Origin of the sequence: Brevibacillus choshinensis, assembly GCF_016811915.1 — a bacterium.
Taxonomy (GTDB): Bacteria; Bacillota; Bacilli; order Brevibacillales; family Brevibacillaceae; genus Brevibacillus; species Brevibacillus choshinensis_A.
Genome location: NZ_CP069127.1, coordinates 3896795 through 3922152 on the forward strand (window position 1 = coordinate 3896795; position 25358 = coordinate 3922152).

29 protein-coding genes and 1 riboswitch are annotated in these 25358 nt (G+C 50.4%); of the genes, 10 read left to right on the forward strand and 19 right to left on the reverse strand.

Annotation, left to right across the window (positions count from 1 at the left end; all coding sequences use genetic code 11):
• Window positions 1-16: 16 nt before the first annotated feature.
• Genes JNE38_RS19575 through JNE38_RS19585 form a run of 3 tightly spaced genes read right to left on the reverse strand, consistent with a single transcriptional unit; the run spans window position 17 to window position 2542 of the window.
• Window positions 17-913, reverse strand: coding sequence for a hydroxymethylglutaryl-CoA lyase (locus JNE38_RS19575; RefSeq protein ID WP_203255285.1), 897 nt, complete (start codon window positions 911-913; stop codon window positions 17-19).
• Window positions 914-968: 55 nt separating this feature from the next.
• The gene (locus JNE38_RS19580; RefSeq protein ID WP_203255286.1) at window positions 969-1181 is read right to left on the reverse strand and encodes an acetyl-CoA carboxylase biotin carboxyl carrier protein subunit; all 213 of its coding nucleotides are present in this window, start codon (window positions 1179-1181) and stop codon (window positions 969-971) included.
• Between the two features lie 14 nt (window positions 1182-1195).
• Window positions 1196-2542 (reverse strand): acetyl-CoA carboxylase biotin carboxylase subunit, encoded by a 1347-nt coding sequence (locus JNE38_RS19585; RefSeq protein ID WP_203255287.1) that lies wholly within the window; start codon window positions 2540-2542, stop codon window positions 1196-1198.
• A gap of 272 nt (window positions 2543-2814) precedes the next feature.
• On the opposite strand from JNE38_RS19585, the gene JNE38_RS19590 reads away from it, so the two are divergent.
• A complete protein-coding gene (locus JNE38_RS19590) occupies window positions 2815-3282 on the forward strand; it encodes an N-acetyltransferase (protein ID WP_203255288.1) in 468 nt (155 codons plus the stop codon).
• A 162-nt stretch (window positions 3283-3444) separates the two neighbouring features.
• Here the strand turns inward: JNE38_RS19590 and JNE38_RS19595 are convergent, their stop codons facing one another.
• The 3 genes from JNE38_RS19595 to JNE38_RS19605 form a co-directional block, all read right to left on the reverse strand.
• A complete protein-coding gene (locus tag JNE38_RS19595) occupies window positions 3445-4083 on the reverse strand; it encodes an RsfA family transcriptional regulator (RefSeq protein ID WP_203255289.1) in 639 nt (212 codons plus the stop codon).
• Between the two features lie 149 nt (window positions 4084-4232).
• Window positions 4233-4991, reverse strand: coding sequence for an enoyl-CoA hydratase/isomerase family protein (locus tag JNE38_RS19600; RefSeq protein ID WP_203255290.1), 759 nt, complete (start codon window positions 4989-4991; stop codon window positions 4233-4235).
• Between the two features lie 125 nt (window positions 4992-5116).
• Window positions 5117-5494, reverse strand: a complete 378-nt coding sequence (locus JNE38_RS19605) for a Spx/MgsR family RNA polymerase-binding regulatory protein (RefSeq protein ID WP_203255291.1) — start codon at window positions 5492-5494, stop codon at window positions 5117-5119.
• Window positions 5495-5773: 279 nt separating this feature from the next.
• Here JNE38_RS19605 and JNE38_RS19610 point away from each other — a divergent pair, with 279 nt between their 5' ends.
• Together JNE38_RS19610 and JNE38_RS19615 are read left to right on the forward strand one after the other, a co-directional pair.
• Window positions 5774-6472 (forward strand): helix-turn-helix transcriptional regulator, encoded by a 699-nt coding sequence (locus JNE38_RS19610; RefSeq protein WP_203255292.1) that lies wholly within the window; start codon window positions 5774-5776, stop codon window positions 6470-6472.
• Between the two features lie 133 nt (window positions 6473-6605).
• Window positions 6606-6875 (forward strand): DUF2626 domain-containing protein, encoded by a 270-nt coding sequence (locus JNE38_RS19615; protein WP_203255293.1) that lies wholly within the window; start codon window positions 6606-6608, stop codon window positions 6873-6875.
• A gap of 57 nt (window positions 6876-6932) precedes the next feature.
• On the opposite strand, the gene JNE38_RS19620 is transcribed toward JNE38_RS19615, so the two are convergent.
• Complete coding sequence (locus tag JNE38_RS19620) at window positions 6933-8069, reverse strand: class I SAM-dependent methyltransferase (protein WP_203255294.1); 1137 nt, start codon at window positions 8067-8069, stop codon at window positions 6933-6935.
• Window positions 8070-8197: 128 nt separating this feature from the next.
• Between JNE38_RS19620 and JNE38_RS19625 the strand changes: the two genes are divergently transcribed.
• Window positions 8198-9271, forward strand: a complete 1074-nt coding sequence (locus JNE38_RS19625) for a coiled-coil domain-containing protein (RefSeq protein ID WP_203255295.1) — start codon at window positions 8198-8200, stop codon at window positions 9269-9271.
• Between the two features lie 11 nt (window positions 9272-9282).
• Here JNE38_RS19625 and JNE38_RS19630 read toward each other — a convergent pair whose 3' ends face one another.
• Both JNE38_RS19630 and JNE38_RS19635 read right to left on the reverse strand, forming a co-directional pair.
• Window positions 9283-10554 (reverse strand): CapA family protein, encoded by a 1272-nt coding sequence (locus JNE38_RS19630; RefSeq protein WP_203255296.1) that lies wholly within the window; start codon window positions 10552-10554, stop codon window positions 9283-9285.
• Window positions 10555-10648: 94 nt separating this feature from the next.
• Window positions 10649-11296, reverse strand: a complete 648-nt coding sequence (locus tag JNE38_RS19635) for an MBL fold metallo-hydrolase (RefSeq protein WP_203255297.1) — start codon at window positions 11294-11296, stop codon at window positions 10649-10651.
• Between the two features lie 60 nt (window positions 11297-11356).
• On the opposite strand from JNE38_RS19635, the gene JNE38_RS19640 reads away from it, so the two are divergent.
• Window positions 11357-11866 carry a hypothetical protein gene (locus JNE38_RS19640; RefSeq protein WP_203255298.1) on the forward strand — a complete coding sequence of 170 codons (510 nt, stop codon included), beginning with the start codon at window positions 11357-11359 and terminating at the stop codon, window positions 11864-11866.
• Window positions 11867-11919: 53 nt separating this feature from the next.
• On the opposite strand, the gene JNE38_RS19645 is transcribed toward JNE38_RS19640, so the two are convergent.
• Together JNE38_RS19645 and JNE38_RS19650 are read right to left on the reverse strand one after the other, a co-directional pair.
• Window positions 11920-12441 (reverse strand): hypothetical protein, encoded by a 522-nt coding sequence (locus JNE38_RS19645; protein ID WP_203255299.1) that lies wholly within the window; start codon window positions 12439-12441, stop codon window positions 11920-11922.
• A 74-nt stretch (window positions 12442-12515) separates the two neighbouring features.
• Entirely contained in the window at window positions 12516-12962 is a 447-nt protein-coding gene (locus JNE38_RS19650; RefSeq protein ID WP_203255300.1) for a hypothetical protein, read from the reverse strand.
• Between the two features lie 140 nt (window positions 12963-13102).
• On the opposite strand from JNE38_RS19650, the gene JNE38_RS19655 reads away from it, so the two are divergent.
• Window positions 13103-13579, forward strand: coding sequence for a DinB family protein (locus JNE38_RS19655; protein ID WP_203255301.1), 477 nt, complete (start codon window positions 13103-13105; stop codon window positions 13577-13579).
• Window positions 13580-13907: 328 nt separating this feature from the next.
• Here JNE38_RS19655 and JNE38_RS19660 read toward each other — a convergent pair whose 3' ends face one another.
• Complete coding sequence (locus tag JNE38_RS19660) at window positions 13908-15242, reverse strand: PhoH family protein (protein ID WP_203255302.1); 1335 nt, start codon at window positions 15240-15242, stop codon at window positions 13908-13910.
• Between the two features lie 175 nt (window positions 15243-15417).
• Here JNE38_RS19660 and JNE38_RS19665 point away from each other — a divergent pair, with 175 nt between their 5' ends.
• Window positions 15418-16038, forward strand: a complete 621-nt coding sequence (locus JNE38_RS19665; protein WP_203255303.1) for a YhcN/YlaJ family sporulation lipoprotein — start codon at window positions 15418-15420, stop codon at window positions 16036-16038.
• A gap of 52 nt (window positions 16039-16090) precedes the next feature.
• On the opposite strand, the gene JNE38_RS19670 is transcribed toward JNE38_RS19665, so the two are convergent.
• From JNE38_RS19670 to JNE38_RS19680, 3 genes are all read right to left on the reverse strand, one after another.
• Complete coding sequence (locus tag JNE38_RS19670; RefSeq protein ID WP_203255304.1) at window positions 16091-17281, reverse strand: trans-sulfuration enzyme family protein; 1191 nt, start codon at window positions 17279-17281, stop codon at window positions 16091-16093.
• Entirely contained in the window at window positions 17278-18441 is a 1164-nt protein-coding gene (locus JNE38_RS19675; RefSeq protein ID WP_203255305.1) for an aminotransferase class I/II-fold pyridoxal phosphate-dependent enzyme, read from the reverse strand. Before JNE38_RS19675 ends, JNE38_RS19670 begins: the two co-directional genes overlap by 4 nt.
• 93 nt (window positions 18442-18534) lie before the next feature.
• Window positions 18535-18660: riboswitch (SAM riboswitch) on the reverse strand.
• 86 nt (window positions 18661-18746) lie between these two features.
• On the reverse strand, window positions 18747-19205 hold the full coding sequence (locus JNE38_RS19680) for a pyridoxamine 5'-phosphate oxidase family protein (protein WP_203255306.1): 459 nt from the start codon (window positions 19203-19205) through the stop codon (window positions 18747-18749).
• Between the two features lie 176 nt (window positions 19206-19381).
• Between JNE38_RS19680 and JNE38_RS19685 the strand changes: the two genes are divergently transcribed.
• Window positions 19382-19681: a DUF5665 domain-containing protein gene (locus tag JNE38_RS19685; protein ID WP_203357651.1), complete on the forward strand. Its 300-nt coding sequence runs from the start codon at window positions 19382-19384 to the stop codon at window positions 19679-19681.
• Between the two features lie 6 nt (window positions 19682-19687).
• On the opposite strand, the gene JNE38_RS19690 is transcribed toward JNE38_RS19685, so the two are convergent.
• The 3 genes from JNE38_RS19690 to JNE38_RS19700 form a co-directional block, all read right to left on the reverse strand.
• Window positions 19688-21103, reverse strand: coding sequence for a hypothetical protein (locus JNE38_RS19690; RefSeq protein WP_203255307.1), 1416 nt, complete (start codon window positions 21101-21103; stop codon window positions 19688-19690).
• Between the two features lie 185 nt (window positions 21104-21288).
• The gene (locus tag JNE38_RS19695; protein ID WP_203255308.1) at window positions 21289-21561 is read right to left on the reverse strand and encodes a hypothetical protein; all 273 of its coding nucleotides are present in this window, start codon (window positions 21559-21561) and stop codon (window positions 21289-21291) included.
• Window positions 21562-21570: 9 nt separating this feature from the next.
• Window positions 21571-21897 carry a YlaH-like family protein gene (locus tag JNE38_RS19700; protein WP_203255309.1) on the reverse strand — a complete coding sequence of 109 codons (327 nt, stop codon included), beginning with the start codon at window positions 21895-21897 and terminating at the stop codon, window positions 21571-21573.
• Between the two features lie 265 nt (window positions 21898-22162).
• Between JNE38_RS19700 and JNE38_RS19705 the strand changes: the two genes are divergently transcribed.
• On the forward strand, window positions 22163-22642 hold the full coding sequence (locus JNE38_RS19705) for a glutathione peroxidase (RefSeq protein ID WP_203357652.1): 480 nt from the start codon (window positions 22163-22165) through the stop codon (window positions 22640-22642).
• Between the two features lie 100 nt (window positions 22643-22742).
• Here the strand turns inward: JNE38_RS19705 and typA are convergent, their stop codons facing one another.
• Window positions 22743-24584, reverse strand: coding sequence for a translational GTPase TypA (gene typA, locus JNE38_RS19710; RefSeq protein WP_203255310.1), 1842 nt, complete (start codon window positions 24582-24584; stop codon window positions 22743-22745).
• A 136-nt stretch (window positions 24585-24720) separates the two neighbouring features.
• On the opposite strand from typA, the gene JNE38_RS19715 reads away from it, so the two are divergent.
• Entirely contained in the window at window positions 24721-25335 is a 615-nt protein-coding gene (locus JNE38_RS19715; protein ID WP_203255311.1) for a YhcN/YlaJ family sporulation lipoprotein, read from the forward strand.
• Window positions 25336-25358 lie beyond the last annotated feature (23 nt).

Here is a 25358-nt window from a genome sequence, read left to right on the forward strand (position 1 = left end):
TGCAAAGAATTGTCAGTTATGCTTTTACGGCAGCCAGGTGAGCTTTGAGCACTTTGGAGGGCAGCTCCCTTCCCAGCTCCTCCTGAATGAAGGCGCCTGCCTCAAGCAGCCGCTCGAGGTTCACTCCGGTATCCCAGTCCATCCCGTTTAGCATGTATACCAGATCTTCCGTCGAGATATTCCCCGCCGCGCCTGGTGCGTACGGACAACCACCAAGACCGCCTATCGAGCTGTCAAACGTCCTTATTCCCACATCCAGAGCCGCCGCTACGTTGGCCAGACCCGTTCCCCGCGTATCGTGAAAGTGACCGGCCAAGCGCTCGGTCGCAGTGTCTTTCACAATCTTCTCCATGACCTCTCGTACCTGTTTGGGAGTAGCCACTCCGATCGTATCTCCGAGGGAAACTTCAAACACACCCATTTCGAGCAGCTCGTGTGTAACCCGGCGACTATTGTCTATGGGCACTGCGCCTTCATACGGGCAGCCAAATACCGTTGATACATATCCGCGCACCCGCATTCCCAAGGCCAAGGCCTCGCGTGCCACCTCTCGAAGGACCGGGAATGTCTCCTCCATCGTCTTGTTTATATTTTTCTTGTTGTGGGTCTCGGAGGCAGACATGAAGAGTGCGATTTCCGTCAAGCCACTGGCCTTTGCCCTCTCCATTCCGCGGACATTGGGCACGAGAGCGCTGTAAGTGACATCACTGCTCCAAGTGATTCCTTTGAGGACCTCCTCTGCATCTGCGAGCTGCGGGATCCATTTGGGATTGACGAACGAGCTCGCCTCTACGCGATGTAGTCCAGCCGCCACTAGCTTGTCGATCAACTGGATTTTTGCCGCAGTAGAGACATGTTCCTTTTCATTTTGCAAGCCGTCTCTTGGGCCGACCTCTACGATTTGCACCTTCATCCCGTACGCCCCCTTTTCGCCTAGCGACCGCTCAGTTTGAGATGAAAAAGAAAAGCTATTCAAGGACTACGAGGATATCACCGTCATTGACAAAATCACCGATGTTGGCTTTGATCTCCACGACTTTACCGGTGGCCTCCGCTGGAATCGGCACTTCCATTTTCATGGATTCCAAAACAAGCACATCCTGTCCCTCGCTCACTTCGTCGCCGACTTGTACGAGTACATGAATGACCGTCCCTGCCATGTTCGCTGCTACTTGTTTCATTTTCCTTCGCTCCTTTAGTTGTTCGATTTTGCGGCTCGCTCTTGTACAAACCAAGTCGTGTATTCGCCTTCGCAGAATCGCTCATCTGCCAGCACTTCCTGCAAAAACGGAATGTTCGTTTTAATTCCGGTAATCTGAAAGTTCTGCATGGCCTCTCTCGCTCGCTCAACAGCTTCCGTCCGCGACGCTCCCGATATGATCACTTTGGCTATCATCGGATCGTAAAAAGGAGTCACCTGTGTGCCGCTCTCGACGCCGTCATCAATGCGGACTTGCTCCATGGCGGGCGGCTGGTAAAAGGTGATGGTGCCTGGAGACGGCAAGAACGTCACCGGATCTTCCGCGTACACACGAAGCTCGATGGCATGGCGCAGTGCTTTCACATCTTCCTGTTTGACGGGCAGAGGCTCACCATCGGCAATCGTCAGCTGCATGGCGACCAGGTCCAGACCAGTCATTTCTTCGGTAACGGGATGTTCGACCTGCAGACGCGTATTCATCTCCAGAAAGTAAAAATTCTTGGAATCGTCGACGATGAATTCTACCGTACCCACACCCGTGTATCCGACTGCTTTCGCCGCTTGTACGGCGGATTGGCAGAGCAGCTCTCGCGTAGCCGGATCCAAAAATGGAGACGGGCTTTCCTCCAGCACCTTCTGATGGCGGCGCTGGATGGAGCATTCTCTCTCCAACAGATGCACGACATTTCCGTGCTGATCTCCCGCGATTTGCACCTCGATGTGATGCGGACGCTCCACGTATTTCTCTACGTACATCGCGTCATTGCCAAAGTAAGCTTTTGCACGTCCGCGCAAGGATTGGTAAGCCTGCCGAAGACTGCTCTCGTCCCGGCAAATCTGCATGCCGATTCCTCCGCCGCCTGCGCTTGCTTTGAGCATCACCGGGTATCCGATGGTCTGTGCGACCTGTGCGGCTTCGTCCACGGTCTCCGCTGGATCTTCGCAGCCGGGTACGACAGGTACGCCAGCTTGCTGCATGATCTTTCGCGCGGTGAGTTTGTCACCCATCTGTCCGATGACTTCAGGACTTGGGCCGATAAACACGATTCCTTCCTCTTGGACGCGGCGGGCGAAAGCCTCGTTTTCGGAGAGCAGGCCGTAGCCTGGGTGGATCGCATCTGCACCTGATCTCTTCGCAGCACCGATGATGGCTTCCACGTTCAAATAGCTGTGAGGAACTGGAGGCGGTCCTATGTGCACTGCTTCATCTGCTTCTCTGACGAACGGCAAATCACGATCGGCATCCGAATACACAGCAACCGTCGCTACTCCCTGCGATCTGCACGTGCGAATGATACGCCTGGCAATTTCACCGCGGTTCGCAATTAATACCTTACGCATGGCAACGCTCCTTTCTCACCAAACCGAATCTGACTGAAAGCGTTTCCAATACAGAATTTCGGATTGTTCATGTGACGCTACTTCCTATTTTGCCATGAGAGAGGACATATATCTAGAACGAAATCTTAAAATTTCCAAGGAAGCGAATTCATTTCCTGACAATCCCTCTCCCCGTCGAAGAAAAATTCCACGACTTTCGCTATTTTGGTGTATAATAGAGAGAAAGGCCATAGTGGCTGAAGGTAAAGAGCTGTGAGAGGAGTGGCTGACCAATGTTTGAAGTAAAACGTTTACAAATCAATTATAAGACACTCGAGGAATTCCAGAAGTTTCGCGAATTTGGCCTGGAGGAACTTTCGATGAAGGAAGACCTGGAGGCGAACATCGTGGAAAACGATTCGGAGTCTCCCTTCTATGGCATTTACGACAATGACCTTTTGGTAGCACGCATGAGCCTCTACAAAATCGACGGGAAATACGACCGCTATTTCCAACCTGCACAGGACTATTATGAGCTGTGGAAGCTGGAAGTGCTGCCGGATTACCGCGATAAGGATTACGGTACAGCTCTGGTAAACCACGCGAAAAGCTTCGGTGCCCCCATCAAGACAAATTCCCGCTGCCGAGCTGATCAATTCTGGCTGAAAATGAACTTTACGCCTGTCAAGTACAACCCTATGCGTGACCGCGGTGAAAATCCTTACGTATGGTTGCCTGAAAACGTTGATCTGCAAGACTAGCTTATCCTTATACGAAAATAAAAAAGAAGCGGTTTGCATACCGCTTCTTTTTTATTTGGAAAGCCTTAGAAAAACATAGCAACACTCGTGTCCTTTAGGTGCTTAGCCTTTCTTTATTGGACTTGGCGAAAAGCCAAGCTTTTCTCAATTTCTGCGCGTGGCTTACTTCTCCACCCGTTCCAAATTCCCATTTTCATCCATCTTAAAAATCGCCTTGGTCGACTCTTCTTCTTGTAAAAAGGCAAGCTTTCGGGCACGCTCCATGATCTGTACGAGTGCGCGGTAATCCTCATTGACTCCTTGCACTTGATCGAGCTCTTTCTTAGCCCGCTCGTTGGCTTCTGTCAATTCTTTTATTTCTAATTCTTTTCCTTCTAATTCTCGTTCCAGCTGCTTGACACGACGAGACAACTCTTTTTGGTTCATAAGAAAACGAATGACGGATTCGATTTGCTGTTCTTCGTCTTCCTCGTGATTGACGACCTCAACTGGTGTCGGCATTTGACGCTTTGGAGGAGCCGTGACTTGATCCACCTCTGCAGCAACCGGCGGCACTGAGATTCTTCCCATTTTCTTCAACTGCTGTCGCTGGCTCTTCGCGATGGAAATGGCGGCATCGTATCGTTTGCGGACGCAGCTATTCCAACGGAAGCCGCACGCAGCAGCTGTCCTTCCCAACCTTTGACCCACTTCTTCAAATGCGGCTAATTGAGTACCGCCTTCGCGAATGTGGCGCAAGGTGACTTCCGCCAACACCAGATCGTCATCTTCCGTCCATGCGTCTTGTCTGGAAGCTACCATATGAGTCCCTCCCGTTACCTTTAAAAAGGATGATGTAGTTCATCCTATGCTTTTCCCTACTCTTGTAGAATCGCTTTCTACTAGAAAAAGTATGTCCAAGCAAATAAATGTTTAAACGGAAGGAACCTTCTCCTCTCACTGTCTGCCTCTTACTGTTTCCTCAAAAATTTTTGGACCACGGATACATGCGCGTCACTTCCCCATATTTCCGCACATTGATCCACTTCACGCCTTATCCTTTGCGCTTGGCTGACCCCTTCCCGTTTCCATCTCAAGATCCGCATGTAGGCTTCGATGCCGACTAAGGGCTGGGCAGCAATCTTGCGAGCAAACCGCTCCACTTCTTCTTGCAGCCTGTCAGCAGGATAGATTTCGTCCACGAATCCGTAGGCTTTTGCTTCCTCGGCTCGCATTCGCTCTCCGGTAAGCAGAAGGGACAGCGCCTTGGCTTCCGGGAGCTTGTCCAGCAAGCGGCTGGCCCCGCCCCATCCCGTGGTGATGTGCATCCCGATTTGAACAAATCCGAAGAGAGCCTGATCGCTTGCGAAGCGGAAGTGACAAGCACCTGCAAATTCACAGCCTCCGCCGATAGCCGCCCCGTTGATCATCGCAATCACCGGCTTGGAAAAGTGATCGATCGCGGAGAGCAGCTCTGCTACTTTATGTAATAGCGGGAATGCCTGTTCATGTCCACGGACCGCGATGAACTGATTCAAATCCCCTCCGGAAACAAAGCTTTTTCCGGTTCCGGTGATGATGAGGACCTTTACCTTCTCGTCAGCACGGCATTCTTCCAGCACGCTTGTCAGCTCATCCACCAGCTCCATGCTGATGGCATTATGTACTTCTGGCCGATTCAATGTAATGGTGGCCACGCCATCCTGTTTGACCCATTGTATGGTTTCCATCTTCATTCCCATCCTTTTCTGGCGCTCATCGCTTCTATTTTACCTCCACCCTGCACAAAATCCTATGGAGAATCAAAAAGAAGAGGAGGCTGCGCGCCCCCTCTTTTTCACACGATATCCAGTTGTTAGGAAAGCAAATTTTTCATTGCGGAGGAGTTAAAGCCTACGATCAGATTCTCCCCGTCCGTCAGAATCGGACGCTTCAGCAGCTGTGGCTCTTCGCTCAACATCTCCAGAAGCTCTTTCACGGACATGTCATTGATGTCCACATCCAGGTTCTTGAAACGTTGGCTTCTGGTGGAAAGGATCTCGTCCAGTCCATTCGACGTCATTTTAATGATATCAAGTAGCTCTTCAGCTGTCGGCGGGTTTTTAAACAGGTGACGCTCTTCGTAATTCACACCATTCTCTGCCAGCCACGCTTTGGCTTTGCGACAGGATGTGCAGCTCGGATACGTGAAAAACGTTAATTTACCAGTATGTGTACGTTCAGCAACTGCCATCGGTTACCCCTCCATCTCATCTATGCGGTTCTTGCCTTTTATTACAAGTTTTGCGGCGGTTGCTCCATAACATGGAAACAACACTTGCAAAAAGTAAGCTAATAAAAAAACCTTCCTTACTTTGGATTATAAATGTGTTATTAACACTATGTCAATAGTAGTTAATCTAAAAACTAGGCAAGAAATTGGGGGATGTGCTGCTCTTGCACACTCAATCCTTAACAATTGGCCTGAAATCGGATACACGTATGGTGATTTGCTTATGAAGGGGGTAACAGCATGGATTGCGATGCTCAAAAGTTAACCAGTGCTTTAGCTGACCCCACCCGTTTTTCCATTTACCAATATGTCGCTTACAGCAAAGACCCGATTACTGTTCAGGACGTGGCCGATCACTTTTCGATTCATCCGAATGTGGCACGGTTGCACTTAACGAAGTTGGAGGACGTTCATTTGCTTTCTGCCGTTACGGACAAAAGCGGCAGAGGGGGACGGCCAAGCCGATTGTACTCGCTGTCGGACCAAGTGGTAAGCCTGCAGTTCCCGCCCCGCGACTATCAGCTACTGGCTGACATTGCGATCGAAACCTTGCTTTCACTCGGTGAAGTTGGTCAATCCGCTTTGATCAAAATGGGACACCGCATGGGTACTGAGATGGCAAAACGGGCGGTAGCCAAAAGTGACTTGAAGCTTTCGACCGCTACTTTAGAAGAAAAACTTGCCCACATTCAGCGATTGGTGGTGGCGCAAGGACTGAAACCGGAAATTGAACCACTCGCAAATGGCACTCTTCGTTTTCGTGTAAACAATTGCACGTTCTCGGATACCGCCAAGAAACATCCCAGCTCCGTTTGTCAAATGCATAACGCCCTCTTGATGGGCATATTTGAAACGTACTTGGGGAACATTGAATTACGTGAGGACGAATCCATGATTGGTGGATGCAATTCGTGTAATTATACAGTGATACAATATTGAAAAACCGTACCCTGTATTTTCCTATCTGCCAAAAAACCGTCATACCTTTCCGTTTACACGCCTTCGCCCGTCCTATATAATGGGGAAGGAATCTTGTAAATCTTACCGTTCTATGCAAAAAGGGGGGACACAGATGGATCGTATGTACCGCGTTCTTGGTTTTTGGACCATCGTTATTGCGCTGATGTCTTTCTGGGGCGGCTTGTACCCAATGGCGCTTATTTTCTTCGGTCTGACCGCATTCTTTGTAGCTTTGAGCTATATGGCTCTGACGGAAAGAGTGTACCTGAACATCTTCTTTGGATTTATGTTCCTGTCTTTCGTAGGATTCACGTACTACACGTTCTTCGTCATGCCATTAGGCGGCGGCGAACACGCAATGATGCTCCAAAACTTGCTGTAATGAAAAAAGATGCTCATCTTCGAGCATCTTTTTTGTATGCCTTTACACAGTACTCTTCTAGAAACGAAAGGCTGGTTGAACAAAACGCAAGCCCTCGTGATGGTCGATCCCCTTGGCCTGTACCATGACCCGAAAACGCCCGCCCAGACCAGCCGGGTCCACCAATTGCTGGATGGCTCGATTCCGCTTCATCGCCACACTCGTAAACGGGTCTCTGTCCATATGCGCCACAGCCTTATGCAGCAGGCCGCTGCGCATTAAAAATTGATCTTGCCTCATGTATGCAACCTCGCCAAGCCCCACCTGCTCCCCATACTCACGCCACGCGGTAAAATTGACATGCGCCGTTATGTCTTCCTCACCCGGATGCGCGAATGGATCGTCATGCGCTTGATGTTTGTAATAACACATGAGGGTCCCGTTTTTGCGGCTGGGATGGTACAGCTCCTCTTCCTGATCACCGTAGTCAATCGTCAAGACGTAGCCTCTTTTTAGAAGCCGCGAAACATTTTTTGCAGCCTGGCTGAGCCCCAGGTTTATTTCCAGTCGCATTCCGTTTGATCCTTTCAGATTGCGCTCCGCAAGATAATCTGCGAGCCCCGGTGTCAGGTCCCCCAACTTCTCTCGGAGCCTCCCCTCTTCCTCTGCTACCCATACCTCTTGCCAGCCAGAAGCTGACTTTTCCACTACGTGGACAGGAAAGGCATCCAGCCACTCGTTGGATAAAATGACCCCTTCGATTTGCTCATGCAAAACCGCCTCTTCCAGAGAGGAATACCACACTTTTTTTACATCATGTGCAAGAATGGCGTCCTGCTGCAGCTTTCGATGATAAGGGCTCGATTCAATGAGCATCACGGTCATGTCTTGATACAGCTCAGGTGCAGCTTCCTTCAAGCGGTCCAGCATATTCCGGCAAAGCGAGCCTGTTCCCCCTCCGATCTCAACCAGAACAGGAGCCTCTGCCTTCCCTGCCCGCCACATTTCCACCACGGCATCCGCAATGGTCTCACCGAAGACCGGATGTACAGATGCACTCGTGAAAAAATCTCCTCCTTTTCCTACTTTGGGCTTGTCTGACATATAGTAGCCATAGGCGGGATGGTACAAAGCCAGCTCCATGTACCGTGAAAAGGGGATTGCCTTTTCCGGCCGTTTCGCCATTTCCTCTCGGATCACTGTGTATAGATTCATTGGGCTCTTCTCCTGCTATCCAAATTCATCCGTATAAGGCTATAATACGAAAAGAAGTCATACAATGTGGAGAGAAAAGGTGCGACACCGGGTACACCGCTTCCCATCACGAAACAAAAGGTGAAATCATGCGCAAATTTCTGCTCATCCTGTTCCTTCTTGTATGTCCACTGACGGTATTCGCCGAGGAAGAGAAGCCCGTTTCTTTGGAGCAGCTGATTTTGCAGCAGCATTTTACTCAAAAAGAACTGGAGCGCACTCTCACTCTCATCAAGGCGGAAGAGACAAGGACACAAGGGGATATCGCTCAGCTAGAGCTGGATCTGAAGCGTCAAAAGCTGGTCATCGAAGCCATGCATCGTCATGCAGGAGAAGTGGCGAGAGCTTACTATACCGGCGAGCGCGCCAATCTTCTGACTCTGCTCTTAAATGCGGAAAATTTCAATGAGTTCTTATTGATGTTCGATTTTATTCAAATTCTCTATGAGCGGGATATGGATCGCCTGGAATCGTACCAGGCAGAGCGAACAAAACTTTTCTCCATGCAGCAGGATGAGCATAACCGCCTCGCACAGCTAAAGGATTTGCGAAAAAAGTACGAGACGCAATTGGCTGAGATGCTTGCCGTGCAAGCGGAAAAGGAGAAAAACGTACAAAAGCTGGACGACCCCACAGCTGTTGAGGCGCTCATGGATAACCTCATTGTGGATTGGCAAAAACGGGGGCTTCCTGCGTTCCAGACGTTTTTCGGACTCTTGGCAGACGTCATGGTACAGGTACCTGAGCTCGCCACTCCCGATCGCATTCAGTCAGATGGACTTTTTTCACACACGCTGACGATCAAGCAAGATGAGTTTAACCAGTTTCTCATGAACAAAGATGAATTATTCAAGCAGTCGCACTTTTCCTTCGATGACAACAAGCTGATAGTCGATGGGACTTATGATCACATGCAGCTGCGTCTCGTCGGCGGCTACGAGCTCGTTTCCCCCGTCCAGCTCAAGTTTCATATTTCCGAGCTCTATTTCGACGGATTCGCCCTCCCGGCATCCACTGTGGAGGAAATGGAGAAAATGTACGATCTCGGCTTCTATCCGGGACTCATCTCGCCCAATATTCAAGTGGAGGGCATCACCATGTTGAACGAAGAGCTCAAGCTTCGTTTGCGCTTGAATCTGCCGTTTGGTTTTGGAAAGAAATAAGGCCAGCTTATTCAGCTGGCTTTTTTCGTGGAAACAAAGGTGCCCACGTGCACGGCCATTTCATTTTCCAGACGCTTCATATACGCAATCGCGTCTTTGGTCAAAGTCGGATATTTCTCCCCATTTTGCAGCTTGGCCAACGTTTGCGGCACAGGATAAATGACATAATTGCGTTTGCCTGACTTGCGAAAGAAATGTACATATGTCGGAATCATCTCGGCGCTCTCAATGCTGGCTGCACCTGACGCGTCTTTTTTTAGAGTAAGCTTGAGAATGGCACCTACGTCTTTGTAATCCCAGCGCTGGGCGGAAATGAAATTCCCCAATGAGTAGGTGATCAGACCTTTGTGCTCTCGGCCGTCCTCTAGGGTCACCGTCTTCCATTCGTACGGCTGAACCACGTGCGGATGAGCCCCCAAAATCAGATCTGCTCCATCCCGAATGACCTGCTCCGCCGTCTTTTTTTGCGCCTCGTTCGGCATTCGCTGGTACTCGACTCCGAAGTGCAAGGCTACGGCCACTAAATCTGCTCCCTTTTCGCGGGCATGGGCAATGTCTTTCTTTATGAGCGCGGGGTCAATCAGATTGATCATGTAGGGCTTGCCTTCCGGGATCGGAATGCCATTTGTCCCGTACGTATACGATAGCAGTGCCAGAGTAAAGCCATTTTTCTTCAGCAAGAGTGGCTCATCGCGTTCTTCTGGACTGGCAAAGGTTCCCGTATGCAGCAGCCCTGCTTCGTCGAGATGCTTGATTGTCTGCAGGATGCCGGGCCCCTTTCGATCCAGCGAGTGATTGTTTGCCGTAGATACGGCTGTGAAACCGACTTCCTTGAGGGTGTGGCCCAGCTCAGCCGGGGAATTGAACATGGGGTAGCCCGAATATCCGGCTGCACTGCCGCTCATGGTAGTCTCCAGGTTGCCGATGACCCAATCCGCTTCTTGGAACAGTGGGACGACGTTCGTAAAAAACGAATGAAAATCATATTTCTTGGTCGCTGGATTCCACGCCGCATCCAATTGCTCCTGGTGCATCATAATATCCCCCACAGCCATCAGGGACAGGCGCTGCTCAGGGAAACGCGAGGCAGCTTGCTCTTGGGCTGGTGCGGGTTCCTCACTGGATGGCACGTCCGACGAAGGTGCGGCAGGAAGGGTCTGGGATGCCGACTCAGCTGGAGCAGTGGCGGGCTTTTCCTGATTGGCGACAGGCGGGACACAACCCGTAATACTCATACAGCCAATAGCAAGAATGGCGACCCAACGACACCATTTTACATTCATGCTTCCTTCTCCTTTTTCCTTGTGACCCTACCCATTTCGCCGGCTTTCCCTAAATTCCTCCAAAAATACGGATGCGATTCCCGACTTCCCTTCTTTATCGTAACAACCCTGTCACGAATGGATTGAAGGTTTTTTCTGAGTCAATCGTCGTTTTCGGTCCGTGTCCCGGATAGACGATCGTATCATCGTCCAGCTCAAACAGCTTATCCTGAATGCTGATCATCAACGTTTCATAATCGCCACCAGGCAAATCCGTGCGCCCGATGCTCTGAGCGAACAACACATCTCCACCGAAGCAATGTCTGCCGATTACAAATGAGCAGCTTCCAGGAGAATGGCCCGGAGTATGCATGACTTGAATCGAAAATCCGGCGATTTGAAGCGTCTGCCCATCTTCCAGCTCATATTCAGCACGCTCGCACACAATCGGCTCAGGCAGATTCCATCGACTGGATCCGTTCAAGTCAGGATTCGTCAGCCATTCCTGCTCCAGTGGATGAATGTAGACAGGCGCCTTGGTCAATGCACAGACCTCATTTAATCCACCGATATGGTCTAGGTGGGCATGCGTCAGCAGGACGGCTACTACGTTTTTCTGTCGGATGGCCTGCAATAAGGCAGCCGGCTCCATTCCCGGATCGATGACAATCGTCTCGCCGGTGCCAGTATGGGTCAGCACATAGGCATTGGTCTGGAATGCGCCCAATGGAAAAGTCTGAATGGAGAGTTGTTGTTCGCTCATAGGAACCTCCTCGATTTTTTGATACGATAGGATAAATGGCAAAGATGTGAGGTGAAAGGTATGCGCCACATGTACGGCGTAGAAATTCAGGTGCCCGATGGCAAATTGCCGGGCTTCTATGCTCAAGTCATACATAAAATTGGTGACGATGTCAATGTCTTTGACCGAGACAAACTGCTTTTCGTCGTAGAGGGCGAGGAGGATCGAGACAAGCTAGAGGCGATACTCGCCAGGCCCAACATGTTAGGCGATGTATTCTCACTCCTCCTGCTTCCCGAAGCCATCGAAATGGCATCGCTGGAGGACATAGGCTTCCTCTCACAAAACGGTCATCTGTATCTGTACGCAGAGCGGGTGGCATTGTTCACGCTGTCCGACGACAAAGGGAGCGAAAAGGATCGCTGGGCAGCCGAGGAACAGCTTCGCGAGCATGTGCATGGCCAATTTTCTGATCCCTCTACGTTCTCTACGGTATTCATCATCGACAGCTCCCTTCCAGACCTCGTAGAAGGTATTGCACGAGCGTACCAGCTCTCTGTCAGATGGGTCCATCGCGGCGATCACGTTTGAACGGCTCAAAAAAAGGGAAGAGCGTACATCTTCTGCACGCCCTTCCCTTTCGCTCATAAGCTGTCGAATCGCATCCATGCCACTTTATTTTCTGCAATCCCAAAGTTAGCCTTGTACTGCTTTCCCTGGTAGACAATCTCCTTGTCTCCCGTGCCTTCGCCGTAGAGCTTTTTCAGTTGTTCAGCCGAGTCATACATGGTCAGTCCGCGCGCTGTTTTGAACTTCTGTGCGTCTTCCTGCGGAACTCCTCCCAACATGATGGACACGACCTTCCCCGCATTCACCTTCAGAATGAGCTGAGTCCGATCCAGCAGCAGCATCCCCATCACTGCTTCTCCCGCGCCTTGAGCCATCTGATCGACAGTGTAGGTCTGCCTCGATACCATGTCCATAAAATCTGCCTTGGTCGGCTTTAGGATATCCATTGCCTCTTTGATGTTTTGTCCTAAGTAAACTCCATTGATGCCGTACTCTTTTGGATTCTCCGCATCAAAGGCGTTGGAAGAGCAAGCCTGCAGCAAAACGGCCACCAGCATCACGATTGCAACGATTCGGAATGAATGAATCAAATTCATGGCGCCCACCTTTTTTCAGCCGGTTTTTACATCGCTATCTTACCGCACCCGCTGAAAACGAGCAAGGTGCACACCTACTCCCTCGGCCCCGTCACTTTTTGCCTTGGTCGATTTGGCGGCAGATTGTTGTTTACGCTTTGCTTGAAGCCCTCAACGATCTTCAGTAGGGACGCAAAAAAGGGAGATCCAAACACAGCGACGATTCCCCACAGCCACGTCCCCACCTCCCAGGAGTCCTCCACGTAGACCTTCTCTGCACCGGTCAGTATCAGCGCAGGATCCAGTCCCATTACGCCAAAAATAACACCTGCAGCAACCACTGAGATCAGCAAGTTGAAAAAACGCTTGTAATGGTTGAGCCGTGCAGCGTGATTATGGTCCTCCCAGCAGTCATTCCTTGCCTCGTAATCGGTCGCAAGAAAGGGTATCACCGATTTGCATGCTTCTGTCACGCCGGCTGCTGCACTGGAAACCGCTGTGATATAAATGAGAAAAGCGATAGATGAATCCAGATTGACCATATGATTCCTCCCCTCATTCCTATTTGTATGGAGGAATGCGGACAACTTGCAAAATAATCATGTGCGAAACCGTTTCCGTTTGCCCCATTTTGCGGTAACATGGACCCATACCACCAATTTAAGGAAAAGGGGGAATTTCCATGTCCAACCAATCTTACATCTGGGATACTTACGATTTGGTACGCAGCCTCACCCTTGGTGCACTGAACCATACAAAAGAAGAGGTAGCAGACATCATTCCTGAAGGTCTCAGCAACAACATTCGCTGGAACTTTGGACACATTCTGATGACTCAGGATTTCTTCATGTACGGCCCAAGCTGTCCTCACTTGCCAGCATCCTATCCTGCCCTGTTTTCTCCAGGTACCAAGCCTGCGAACTGGGAAGGAGATATTCCTTCGCTGGCAACTTTGGCTGCCCAATTGGAGGAGCAAAAGGCCCGCATCAAGGAAACGTTTGCAGATCGTTTGGACGAAAAGCTCCCTCAGCCTTTCCAGCTCGGCAATAAAGGAACGATGCACACCTTTGGAGAGATGTTTGCATTTACCCTCTTCCATGAAGGCATGCATATGAATGCGCTTGCCACACTCAACAAATTCATATCTGCCAGCAAGTAAGCTGTTCGATCCATCAAAAATCAGCCCGGTGCGTCCCACCGGGCTTTTCCGCGTATATAGAGAAAACCGTTCCCAAGAAGGGAACGGTCCTTGTCGAGCCCAATTGCTTATGGGGTTTTACCGATTATTCTCTTTGGCACTTCAACCTCCATTACAGAGACTTTCGTTACCTAAAGAATTTGGGTTCCACCAATCCGACTTTCGCCGACTGCTTGTTCATGTGTATCCACGGATCTTCGCCTCCTGCAAGGCTTTGCGCCGTCTTACCATGAATCATCGGGCTCGACAAAACTTATTATGTCCGCTCCCTTTGAAGCTATACACCGTTTTATAAAATATCTGCAGCCAGCTGTGCCAGTACGCTTCGTTCTCCTTTTTCCAGCTTGATATGCCCAGCCAGCTTCTGATCTTTGAAGAGCTCAACCACATACGTCAGTCCGTTATTGCTCTCATCCAGGTACGGATGGTCAATTTGCTCCGGGTCACCCATCAATACGATTTTGGATCCGTCGCCTACACGGGTCAGAATCGTTTTCACTTCATGCTTCGTCAAGTTCTGCGCCTCGTCTATGATGATAAACTGCCCAGGAATGGAACGCCCGCGAATGTAGGTCAGCGCTTCCACTTGGAGGCTCCCCATGCCAGCCAAAATCTTATCCAAATCTCCAGGACGTTTTGTGTTGAACAAATATTCCAGATTATCGTAAATCGGCTGCATCCACGGCCTCAGTTTTTCTTCCTTTTCGCCGGGCAGGTAGCCGATGTCTTTTCCGAGTGGAACGATAGGCCTTGCTACCAAAAGCTTTTTGTATTTTTGCAGATCTTCAATTTGCAGTAATCCTGCTGCGAGAGCCAGCAGGGTTTTTCCCGTTCCGGCCTTGCCAGTCATGGTGACCAGCGGAATATCATCGCGAAGCAGCAGTTCTGTCGCCATCCTTTGCTGAACGTTCCGGGCTCGTATCCCCCATATCGGGTCGTCATCAGAAATAAGCATCTCTAACGTCTTGCCATCCGGATCGACCTTTCCGATGGCCGATATGGATGGGTTGATCTCATCCTTCAATACAAGAAATTGATGAGGGTAGAAGCGATACTTTGGAAAACAGGTAGCCAAATGCAGCTTTCTCGTGGCGTAATACGACTTGATGATTTCGGAGGCGACCATCATCTTCTGATACCCCGTGTAAATGCTGGAAAATTCACCAACGACCCGATCTGACAAAAAATCCTCGGCTGTCAGATTGAGGGCATCTGCTTTCACACGCATCAGGGCATCTTTGCTGACCAGAATGACTGGCCGAGGCTGGTCGGATAAATTTTCTTCTTCCTGCAGGTTTAAAGCAACAGCTAGAATCCGGTTGTCATTGGTCATTTCCGTGAACTGCTTTTGCAGCTGATGAAGAGATGAATGGTTCAGCTCCACCCGGAATAACCCACCCGTTTCCAGCGTAATTCCCGTATGAAGATGCCCAAGCTCTCTAAAGCTGTCAAACAGTCGCGATACGTACCGAGCATTGCGACCGATTTCATCCATGTACCGCTTTTTGGAATCGATTTCTTCCAACACCACTGCCGGTATGACAATTTCGTTGTCGGCGAAGGAAAACATCGCCCGTGGATCTTGCAGGAGTACGTTGGTGTCCAGTACGTAGATTTTCTTCAAAATCTCGCCTCCTATTACCCTTCTTATATAAGCTATGCATTTTTTGGAGGGATGCTCTGGTGCGGCGACGTGATGTACTACAGTTTATGTCGAGCCAGACACAGATAGACGGACCATTCCCAGAATGAAAACAAGCTCACAGGACAAAATACTCATAACCGCTGGGAAAGGGAGAATGCCTGTGAAACGGACCGCTACCATCTGCCTTGGTATCTGCTTATTGCTCACTGCCTGCATGTCAGGCAATAAACCGCCGGCCAACCAGGCTGCACCGCAGCCCAACCAACAAGTGCCGCATACCCAACGCGTGCAGCAAACGGCTCCGCAGCCTACCTATAACCAATCTTCGCAGGCGACTGCGGATCGTCTCGTCCAGCTGGCAACACGCGTAAAAAAGGTAAATGGAGCGACTGCTGTCGTCATCGGAAAAATGGCGGTGGTCGGTATCAATGTTGATCCACATCTGGATCGCCCGGAAGTGGGAGTCATCAAATACTCTGTTGCCGAAGCCTTGAAGGAAGATCCCCAAGGCGCAACTGCCATCGTGACAGCCGACCCTGATATCGTGCAGCGCCTCCGTGAAATGACGGCTGACATCCGCAGAGGCCATCCTGTATCCGGCTTCGCCGAGGAGCTCGCGGATATCGTGGGGCGTATCATGCCACAGCTGCCGCGTGATGTGAGAAAACGGGAAGAGACACCTTCGCAAGAAAATGAACAGCGCATCAATAAAAGCAACAAATCTACGCCACGGGGAAATCAGGGCATCAACGTGAATCGCACCGGCGCGCCATAAAGAAGGCAGCGCTGGCATTAGAACGAAACGAAAAAGAGGCATTCGCCCGGAGCTACGCCCGAGAGAATGCCTCTTTTTTATTTTGGACTTCTACGGTTACAGGAGGCAATGCTTCCAAAGCCTGCTGCAAGTCCTGAATCAAATCATCCACATCTTCCAGTCCAGCCGATAGCCGGATCAAGCCGTCCGTAATCCCGCGGATCTCTCTTTCCGCTGCCGGCATAGACGCGTGGGACATGGCAGCCGGATAGGAAAGAATGGTTTCCACCGCTCCCAGACTTACCGCAACGATCGGCAGCCTTACCCGGTCAAACAACGCTTTGGCCCGTTCTCTGCTCCCTACATCAAAAGACAGAACGGCACCATGTCCGCTCGCTTGCGCTACCTGGATTCCGTGGCCTGGGTGATCAGGCAATCCGGTGTAGTAGACACGGCTGACAGCAGGATGGTCGTTCAGCCAATTGGCGATTTTCTCGGCAGTCCGTGTGCTGACATCGAGCCTCGCCTTCAATGTCTTCAAACCGCGCATCACCAGCCAGCAGTCCTGTACACCTAAGATGGCCCCCATCCCATTTTGGATAAAGTAGAGCTGCTCCCCCAAAGCCGCATCTTTGGTTACCGCCAGCCCTGCCACGACGTCACTGTGTCCCCCAATGAACTTCGTGGCGCTATGGATCACGATATCGGCACCCAATTCCAAGGGACGCTGGTAATATGGCGTCAAGAATGTATTGTCCACAATGACCAACAAATCATGCTCTTTTCCGATTTGACAGACTGCTGCGAGATCTGTCACTTTCAAAGTAGGGTTTGAAGGTGTCTCCAGATAAATACCACGTGTCGATGGCTGAATGGCCGCCCTGACTTCTTCCAGTTTGGTCGCGTCTACAAACGTCACGGTAATCCCCATCCGAGACAATACTCTCGTCAAGAAGCGGAATGTCCCTCCGTACACGTCCTCTGCCACGACTACATGATCCCCCGCCGAGAAAAGCATGAACACGCTGGAGATCGCTGCCATGCCGGATGCAAAAGCGAAACCGCGCTCTCCCCCCTCCAATCCGGCAATGGCGTCCTCCAAGGCTTGACGGGTAGGGTTTCCGGATCTGGCGTAATCAAACGTAGTCGGGCGGTCCAAATCAGCCTGATGAAAGGTGGACGCCTGATAGATCGGAACGGACGACGCGCCTGTGACCGAATCAAAGCACGATGTTCCATGCAGCACTTTTGTAGCAAAATTCATCGCACATTCCCTCCAACCGTCAGGCTCGCATCCAACGCCTCGCACAAATCCGCGATGAGGTCGTCTGGATGTTCAATCCCTACGGAGAGGCGGAGCAGCCGGTCACAGACACCTACGTACTCCCGAATCTCAGCCGGGATATCGGCGTGTGTCTGCGTCGCCGGGTATGTACACAGCGATTCTACGCCACCCAGACTTTCCGCAAACGAAACGATGCGCAGGTTTTTCAGGAAAGGCTTTACTTGATCAGCTGATCGTACACGGAAGGAAACCATCCCGCTGTAACCATTCGATTGCTTTTGCTGAATATCATGACCTGGGTGCTCAGACAGGCCCGGGTAAAAGACTTCTGTTACAGCAGGATGCTCACGCAGCTTGGCTGCGACAGCAAATGCATTCGCTTGATGGCGCTCCATGCGCAGTGCCAGCGTCTTCATCCCGCGCAAGAGAAGCCAGCAGTCTTGCGGCCCCAATACGGCCCCGATCGAATTGTGCAAAAAACGGATTTTTTCCGATAACTCTTGTCCTTTTGTCACGATCAAACCGGCAAGCACGTCATTATGTCCACCCAGATATTTGGTGGCGCTGTGCAGGACGATATCTGCTCCGAGCTCAAGTGGGCGTTGACAATACGGGGTCATGAAGGTATTGTCTACAATCGTCAGCAGGCCATGACTCTTTGCGATCTTCGCCACGCCGGCGATGTCGGTAATTTGGATCAGCGGATTCGTCGGAGTCTCCACGAGTATGGCTTTGGTCTGTGGCTTCACTGCCTGCTCCACCAATTCCAGATCACGCAGATCGACATAGCTAAACGAAAGTCCATAACGGGACAATACCTGCTCGAACAGCCGGTAGGTTCCCCCGTACAGGTCCAGTGAGACAATCAGATGATCTCCTTGGGAAAACAGCCCCATGACCGTATGGATAGCAGCCATGCCTGACGCACACGCGAACCCTCCGTCCCCCGCTTCCGCGCTCGCGATCGTCTCTTCCAAGACCGTGCGCGTCGGATTCGCAGTCCGAGTGTAATCAAATCCTGTGCTTTCCCCCAAAGTAGGATGGCGATAAGCTGTTGAGTAGTAGACCGGAAAGTTAACGGCCCCTGTTGTTTCGTCTTTTCCCACGCCCGCCTGAACTAGTTTCGTCTCCAAATGCATCTGATTTCTCTCCCTCCATAGTGTACGAGGGGCATGAAAAAAGCCCCCTTTCGTCTGAAAGAAGGCTTTGTTTACGTCGCCGTAAGCAAGACCTTCTCATCTTTCAGAGTTTGATAACTCTGCAGGAATTAGCACCATTATCTCCCTGTAACGTAAACCGTACAGGTGATTGGTTGCCGGGCATCATCGGGCCAGTCCCTCCGCCTCTCTGGATAAGAAGATTGCTATTCAATTTGATTGATCCTAATACTAATGGATGGATCACTGCCTTGTCAACAAGATTTTCCACTGGGAAGACATCCGCATCAATTTGCGTTTCTCAAGGCTTCCATCACTTGATTGTCGAGCTTGGCCGCTGCATTCTTGTCGTACGTTTTTTCATACTGCGGCTCAACGGAAATGCGGGAGCCGTAAAACATGATGTCCCGGACCGCTTCGATCTTGATTTCGACCATCGCCAGCTTCAGCGGCACACCCTCCAGCCGCTCTGTTTTTACCGCGGCACGACCGTTGATGGCAAAGGACGAACCCGCACCGATCAGATGCAATACCACCTGCGGCTCCTTGGCAATATTGGCCAGAATCCGCGAGCGATTATCGACAGCAAAACGAATGGTATCAACGGTTGCCGCATACGTCCACGACAAGGAACTGAGCGCTGGAGAGCCCGATTCATGATCGATCGTTCCCAGGGTAACAAAGCGCTCTTTCTGCAAAAGCTCAAACAATTCTTCCGACAGGGATTGGGAAACGGTTTCTGCCATTCCGATGCCTCCTCGAGTACGATTTGTACGTATATTGTACCCCCCTGCTGGGCGATAGGCAACGCTTCCGGTTCCTTGCTTCTCATTTCTTTTTTCCCTAAACTGGGTAATAGAGATAAACTTGATCCGAAACGGAGGTTTGTCGTGTGTCCCCTACTGACCGCCTGTTGGTCCAAATGGAGCAGTTGATGAAAGAAATCGAAGAAGTCCGCAAGCTCAATGAACGCATGGATAAAATCGCCATGTTCATGGAAGATATTCGTTTAGCCGATATCGTGCAAAATTACACAGCCCCGCGCAAGCTGCTCTGGATTAATTTCCTCGCAGGTCTTGCCCGGGGTCTGGGCCTTACTATTGGGACTGCTCTCGTGCTTGCCTTGCTTGGTTCGCTTTTAACTCAATTTTTATCCATACCGATCATTGGAGACTACATAAAGGAGCTCGTGGATTACGTGCAGCCCTATAATCAGCCGTAACGATCCTTAGTTGTCTTCGTCCTCGTCGTGGTCATCACGGTCATTGTCGTCGTCATCATCTTGGCCGTGTTGATTCCACTCCCCTTGCTTTTTCCAATATCCGTACGCGTTCCCGTTTGGTACGTGCTTCTCTTTTACTTTTTTGTCTTTTTTATCTTTCTTGTCTTTTTTATCATCGTCTTCGTCTTTGTTCGCTTGGTTCTCCATTGCCTCTGTGATGGCCTTTTTGATGCTTTCCGTCATGTCAGCCTGTTTGACCAGCTTGTCATCTACATACAGCTCGAGGCGAACCGCTTGCGCATCGAAAGAACCCTGCTTGATAGACAGCTTCAGGGAGTATTCCCCTTTGTCATTTGGCTTCACTTCTTGCTTTTTGCCATCCAGTGTTGTAACGAACAGCTTAACACCCTTATTCTTGGACCAGCCCACTACGGTTCCTTTGAGCTGAATGCTCTTGTTTTTCGGGTCGAGGGCAGCTGTTCCTGAGATTGCGTACGTTTTTACCGCTTCTTTGTCTGGAGCGTTTACGACTTCTACTGCGATAGAGTCAGAGTCGAGCTTTTCGCCGTTCTCATATACCTCGATCGTGGCTTTACCAGTCGTGGACTTGACTTCTTTCAATGTAACGCTGAAGCTGCCCACACCATCCCACAGCTTCTTCACCTTTGCATCGGCTTTTACTCCGTTGTACGTCACCGTCACTTTGTCTGCATCCAGCTTCACGATTCCCTTGACTTTCAGCTCTCCTTTTTTCGCATCGAGCACAGCCAGGTTATGTATGATCATATCCGCTTCTTCTTCGGCTTGCGGGATGACCTTTACCTTTTCGCTGTCGACGAGGGCAGTGCCAGCATAAGCGCTAACCGTCACGTATTGCTCCGTTGAGACGTCCAGGGAAGGGAAGGTCACCGTAAAGGAGTGCTCACTGGTAGGGACCACCTCGATATTATCGCCGTTCGGCTTTTTCACGACGATTTTGGTGACATCCTCGGTCACAATCCCTTTGACGTACACTTTTTTGCTCTGGGTTTGAGCGCTGACACTGACAATTTCCTCTTTTTCATCTGCGAACCGGACTTCCAGCCAAATGTCGCTGTAGTATTGGTTGTAGATCCGCTCCCACTCATCTTTGTTCTCTTCCATGTATGTTTGCAGCTTTGTGTTTAGCTTGATTTCATCCACAATAATGTACAAGTGGTCGGCCTGCGTCTTGAGCAGCAAGTTCAGCGTCTCGGGATCATTTTTGGCCAACTCTTTCAAGTTGTATCGGGTAACTTGCTTCCCTTCCTCGTTCATGACCACTTTTGTCGCACTCGGCGACCCAAACGAACTGGCATTCGCAAGGATCGGAGTAACTCCCCCAATGATGCCTACTGCAGCAACAACCGCTAGTACGGGCCTTTTCATGATTATTTTTTTCATCCTAGTTCCCCCTCTTCATTGCACAATCATCCCCTGTTGACTGGGGCATAGTTACTGACGACATTTTTCGCAGATAGGTTGCACGGATGGCAAAACCACAACTTTGTACCTAGTAACATCTAGACAAACGAAAAGCTCCACCTAGCGACTCCGAGGAAATCGGAGGCCGGGTAGAGCCTTTTTCTTTACTGATTGTATTTAGGTTCACTTTCAATGGCCTGCAGCAAGGATTCCACAACCTCCGCCGAATATCTTCCTTGCCATTCTTCGCCTGCTGACTGACCGTACAGGATATACCAGGGACCTTCGAGGCGATAACCAAGCCCCGTCATCTGATGGTCCTCACGCAAAAGCTCTGCAAAAAAGGACGCTGTCTCCTGTGCCGAGCGATCATCAGGCCGCGCGTCAGCAACCACTTGTATCTGTATCCAATTAAAGAGGGCGTCATCACGCTTCATTAGGGACCCTCACTTTCTTTGGGTTTGTTCAGGCTTGATTCGCAGCTTTACGATGACAAGAATCAAAATCGCCACCAACATCGCACTCTTTACAGGAAGCTGAACATCCAGAATGGCGAAAATCAAGGCACCCGCAAACAGCAGTATGTACAATAATATCGTCTTGAGAATCGGCATGCGAATGCGAGTAGCAAATCCGAGATAGTAGACCAAAACTAATTGAACGAATAAAATCCATGCCCGATTGTGATCGGCCCACATCCGGAAGCTATCAAAGGCAGAGAGTTGTTCCGGGTTGGTGGGGACATAAGTTGAAGCGAGTTGAATCCAATCCATTATGATAATTCCTCCTGTTTCGCACGCGGCATCTGGTGCCGACGCACAAGCCGTGGAGGGAAGCTTCTCCCCGGCGTCATTCTTTTCGATTCACTGGCAGGTGCTGGTCATGCTTGTACCAAAATCTATCCATTTTACTTTATCAGGTGGCGTATTTCCTGTCAAAACTTGATATTCATCGGGCAACGTGTACCTCGGTCACTAGCTTGCTTATGGATCAGCATGATATGATGAATGCATGGAAATGAGAAAAGGTGGGGATATGATGAGCTTTTATGACATATCGGTAAGAACCATTTCAGGAGAAGAGACCACTCTCGCCGCGTATAAAGGCCAGGTTCTTCTCATCGTCAATACCGCCAGCAAGTGCGGACTTACCCCTCAATACAAAGGACTTCAAGCCTTGTATGAGCGCTATCGGAATCAAGGATTGGTCGTGCTGGGGTTTCCGTGCAACCAGTTCGCTGGTCAAGAACCTGGCACGGAAGAAGAAATCGCTCAGTTCTGTGATCTGAATTACGGTGTCACCTTCCCTCTGTTCGCCAAGATCGACGTCAACGGACCCCATACTCATCCTTTGTATCAATACTTGAAAGCGAACGCCCCGGAAGGAAACGGAGAAGACATTGAATGGAACTTTGCAAAATTTCTCGTGGACAAAAATGGACAAGTCTCCAAACGGATCGGGGCACGTGTCCAGCCCGAAGAATTGACTTCCGACATCGAATCGCTGCTGAAAGCTTAATTTCATGAAAGGCTCCAAGCCCTCGCCCTTTAAAGCGGGGGCTTTTTTGGTGAAAAAAAAAGCCGTTTCATCCTCACAGATGAACGGCTCTCTCTTTGTTTTATGCTTGCGGTTGTGCTTCCCAACGTCTTTGCTTTTCATAACGCTCACGATCGGATTTGTTCAGGTACTTTTTACGGAGACGAACAGATTGAGGAGTAACTTCGCACAGCTCGTCGTCGTTCAAATACTCCAGCGCCTCTTCCAGCGTCAAGATACGTGGGGCTTTCATTTTAACAGTCTCGTCCTTCGTCGCGGAACGGACGTTGGTCGCATGCTTTTCCTTACATACGTTTACGGTCAGGTCATTGTCGCGGTTGTGTTCTCCCACGATCATGCCTTCGTACACTTCCGTACCCGGGTGAATGAACATGATGCCACGGTCTTCCACAGACATCAGTCCGTACGTTGTCGCTGTACCGGTTTCGTGGGAAATCAGAACACCTGCATGGCGTCCTCCTACTGCACCTTGTACCAGTGGACGATAGCTGTCAAAGGAATGGTTCAAGATACCATAACCGCGAGTAATGGTCATAAACTCGGTACGGTATCCGATCAGTCCGCGGGAAGGAATAATGAACTCCAGACGAACTTGTCCAAATCCGTTGTTCACCATGTTTACCATTTCCGCTTTGCGCTGTCCGAGCGTTTCCATGACTGGGCCTGTGTATTCCTCTGGCACGTCAATCACCAGCATCTCTGCAGGCTCCATCTTTTGACCATCGATCATGCGGACGATAACTTCTGGCTTGGATACGCCCAGCTCAAAGCCTTCGCGACGCATGTTTTCTACCAGGATAGACAGGTGCAATTCACCGCGGCCAGATACGACGAAAGCATCTGGAGAATCCGTTTCTTCCACACGAAGAGATACATCTGTCTCGAGCTCTGCCATCAAACGGTCACGCAGCTTGCGGGAAGTCACGTGCTTTCCTTCGCGGCCGGCAAACGGGCTGTTGTTCACGAGGAAAGTCATTTGCAGTGTAGGCTCATCAATTTTCAGGAATGGCAATGGATCTGGACGATCGACGTCACACACGGTTTCCCCTACGTTGATGTCATCCAAACCTGCGATCGCGACGATATCCCCCGCTTTCGCAGTTTTTTGCTCCACGCGCTGCAAGCCGGAGAAGCCGAACAGCTTTTGAATGCGCATTTTTTTCAAAACGCCTTCGCGAGTCGTCACGGATACCATGTCGTTCACGTTCATCGTACCGCGATAGATGCGACCAATCCCGATGCGGCCCAGGAAGTCGTTGTAGTCCAGCATGGTTACTTGCATTTGCAAGGGAGCATTTTCATCAGCGTCTGGAGCTGGCATATGCTCGATGATGGTGTCAAACAGCGGACGCAGGTCTCCTTCGAGCTTATCCGGTTCCATACCGGCAATACCTTGCAAGCCGGACGCGTATACGATCGGGAAGTCCAATTGTTCTTCTGTCGCATCCAGGTCAATGAACAGGTCGTACACTTCATTGATCACTTCTTGCGGACGGGCATTGTCACGGTCTACTTTGTTCACCACGACGATAGGCGTTACTTTTGCTTCCAGCGCTTTTTTCAAAACAAAGCGGGTTTGTGGCATACAGCCTTCAAATGCATCCACGATCAGAAGAACGCCGTCTACCATGCTCATGATGCGTTCAACCTCGCCACCGAAGTCGGCATGGCCAGGCGTGTCCAGGATGTTGATCGTAAACTCTTTGTATTTAACGGACGTTGTTTTTGCAAGAATGGTAATCCCGCGCTCCCGCTCCAGGTCGTTGGAGTCCATCATTCTCTCCTCTACCTGCTGGTTGCTGCGGAACGTGCCCGATTGAATCAAAAGCTTGTCAACCAGCGTGGTTTTCCCGTGGTCAACGTGGGCAATAATAGCGATGTTGCGTATGTCAAGACGCTTCATGTGAACCTCCTCTGTTATGCATACCTTCCATATTAGCAGTTCGTGAAACTCGGCACAATGGGGAGTTTTTTACGGAAATCCCTTCCTGAGTAGGAGACGCTCTTTTCGTCATACTAAGGAATGGAGGTGGCTCCCCATGAACAAAAATTGGTCTATTGCCATTGCAGGTGTTCTCGCGCTTTCATCATTGGCCGGTTGCGCCAGCTCCAGCGCTGGTCCTAACCAGAGTGGCACACATGCGCAAAATACGGCGAACCAAAAGCCAGCGCACATGCGCAACAGCCTTGCACACAGTCCGAATGCGTACACTCAGAGTACCAATGCAAATCATTACCGCAACGGCTATACTGTCAACGGCTTCGATCAAAACATGGCCGAGCGTCTCACCAAAGTCGCGGATGATGTGCCTGGAGTAGACCGCGCCACAGTTGTCGTAAGCGGAAAGGATGCTGTGATTGGTGTTCGCATTCGTGATAACCTAGCCCCTGAGCAGCAAAAAGTGATCGAGCAAAAGGTTCACTCAGCTGCGAGAGCTGTTTCTCCCACCATGAACATTCGTGTGACGGCTGAGCCTGCCATGTTTACTCGCATCAGGGTCATCAACGACTCGATCTACAACGAGGCACAGCAGCGCACACATAACGTCTCTCAGGTTCCCCATAGTATGGCTCACAACATGAGCAACACTGCAAATGATTTTGGGATCTTGCTCAAAGACTTAGGCCGCACGGTTACCGCTCCCTTTCGCTAACCATGTTTGACCACATATCTCAC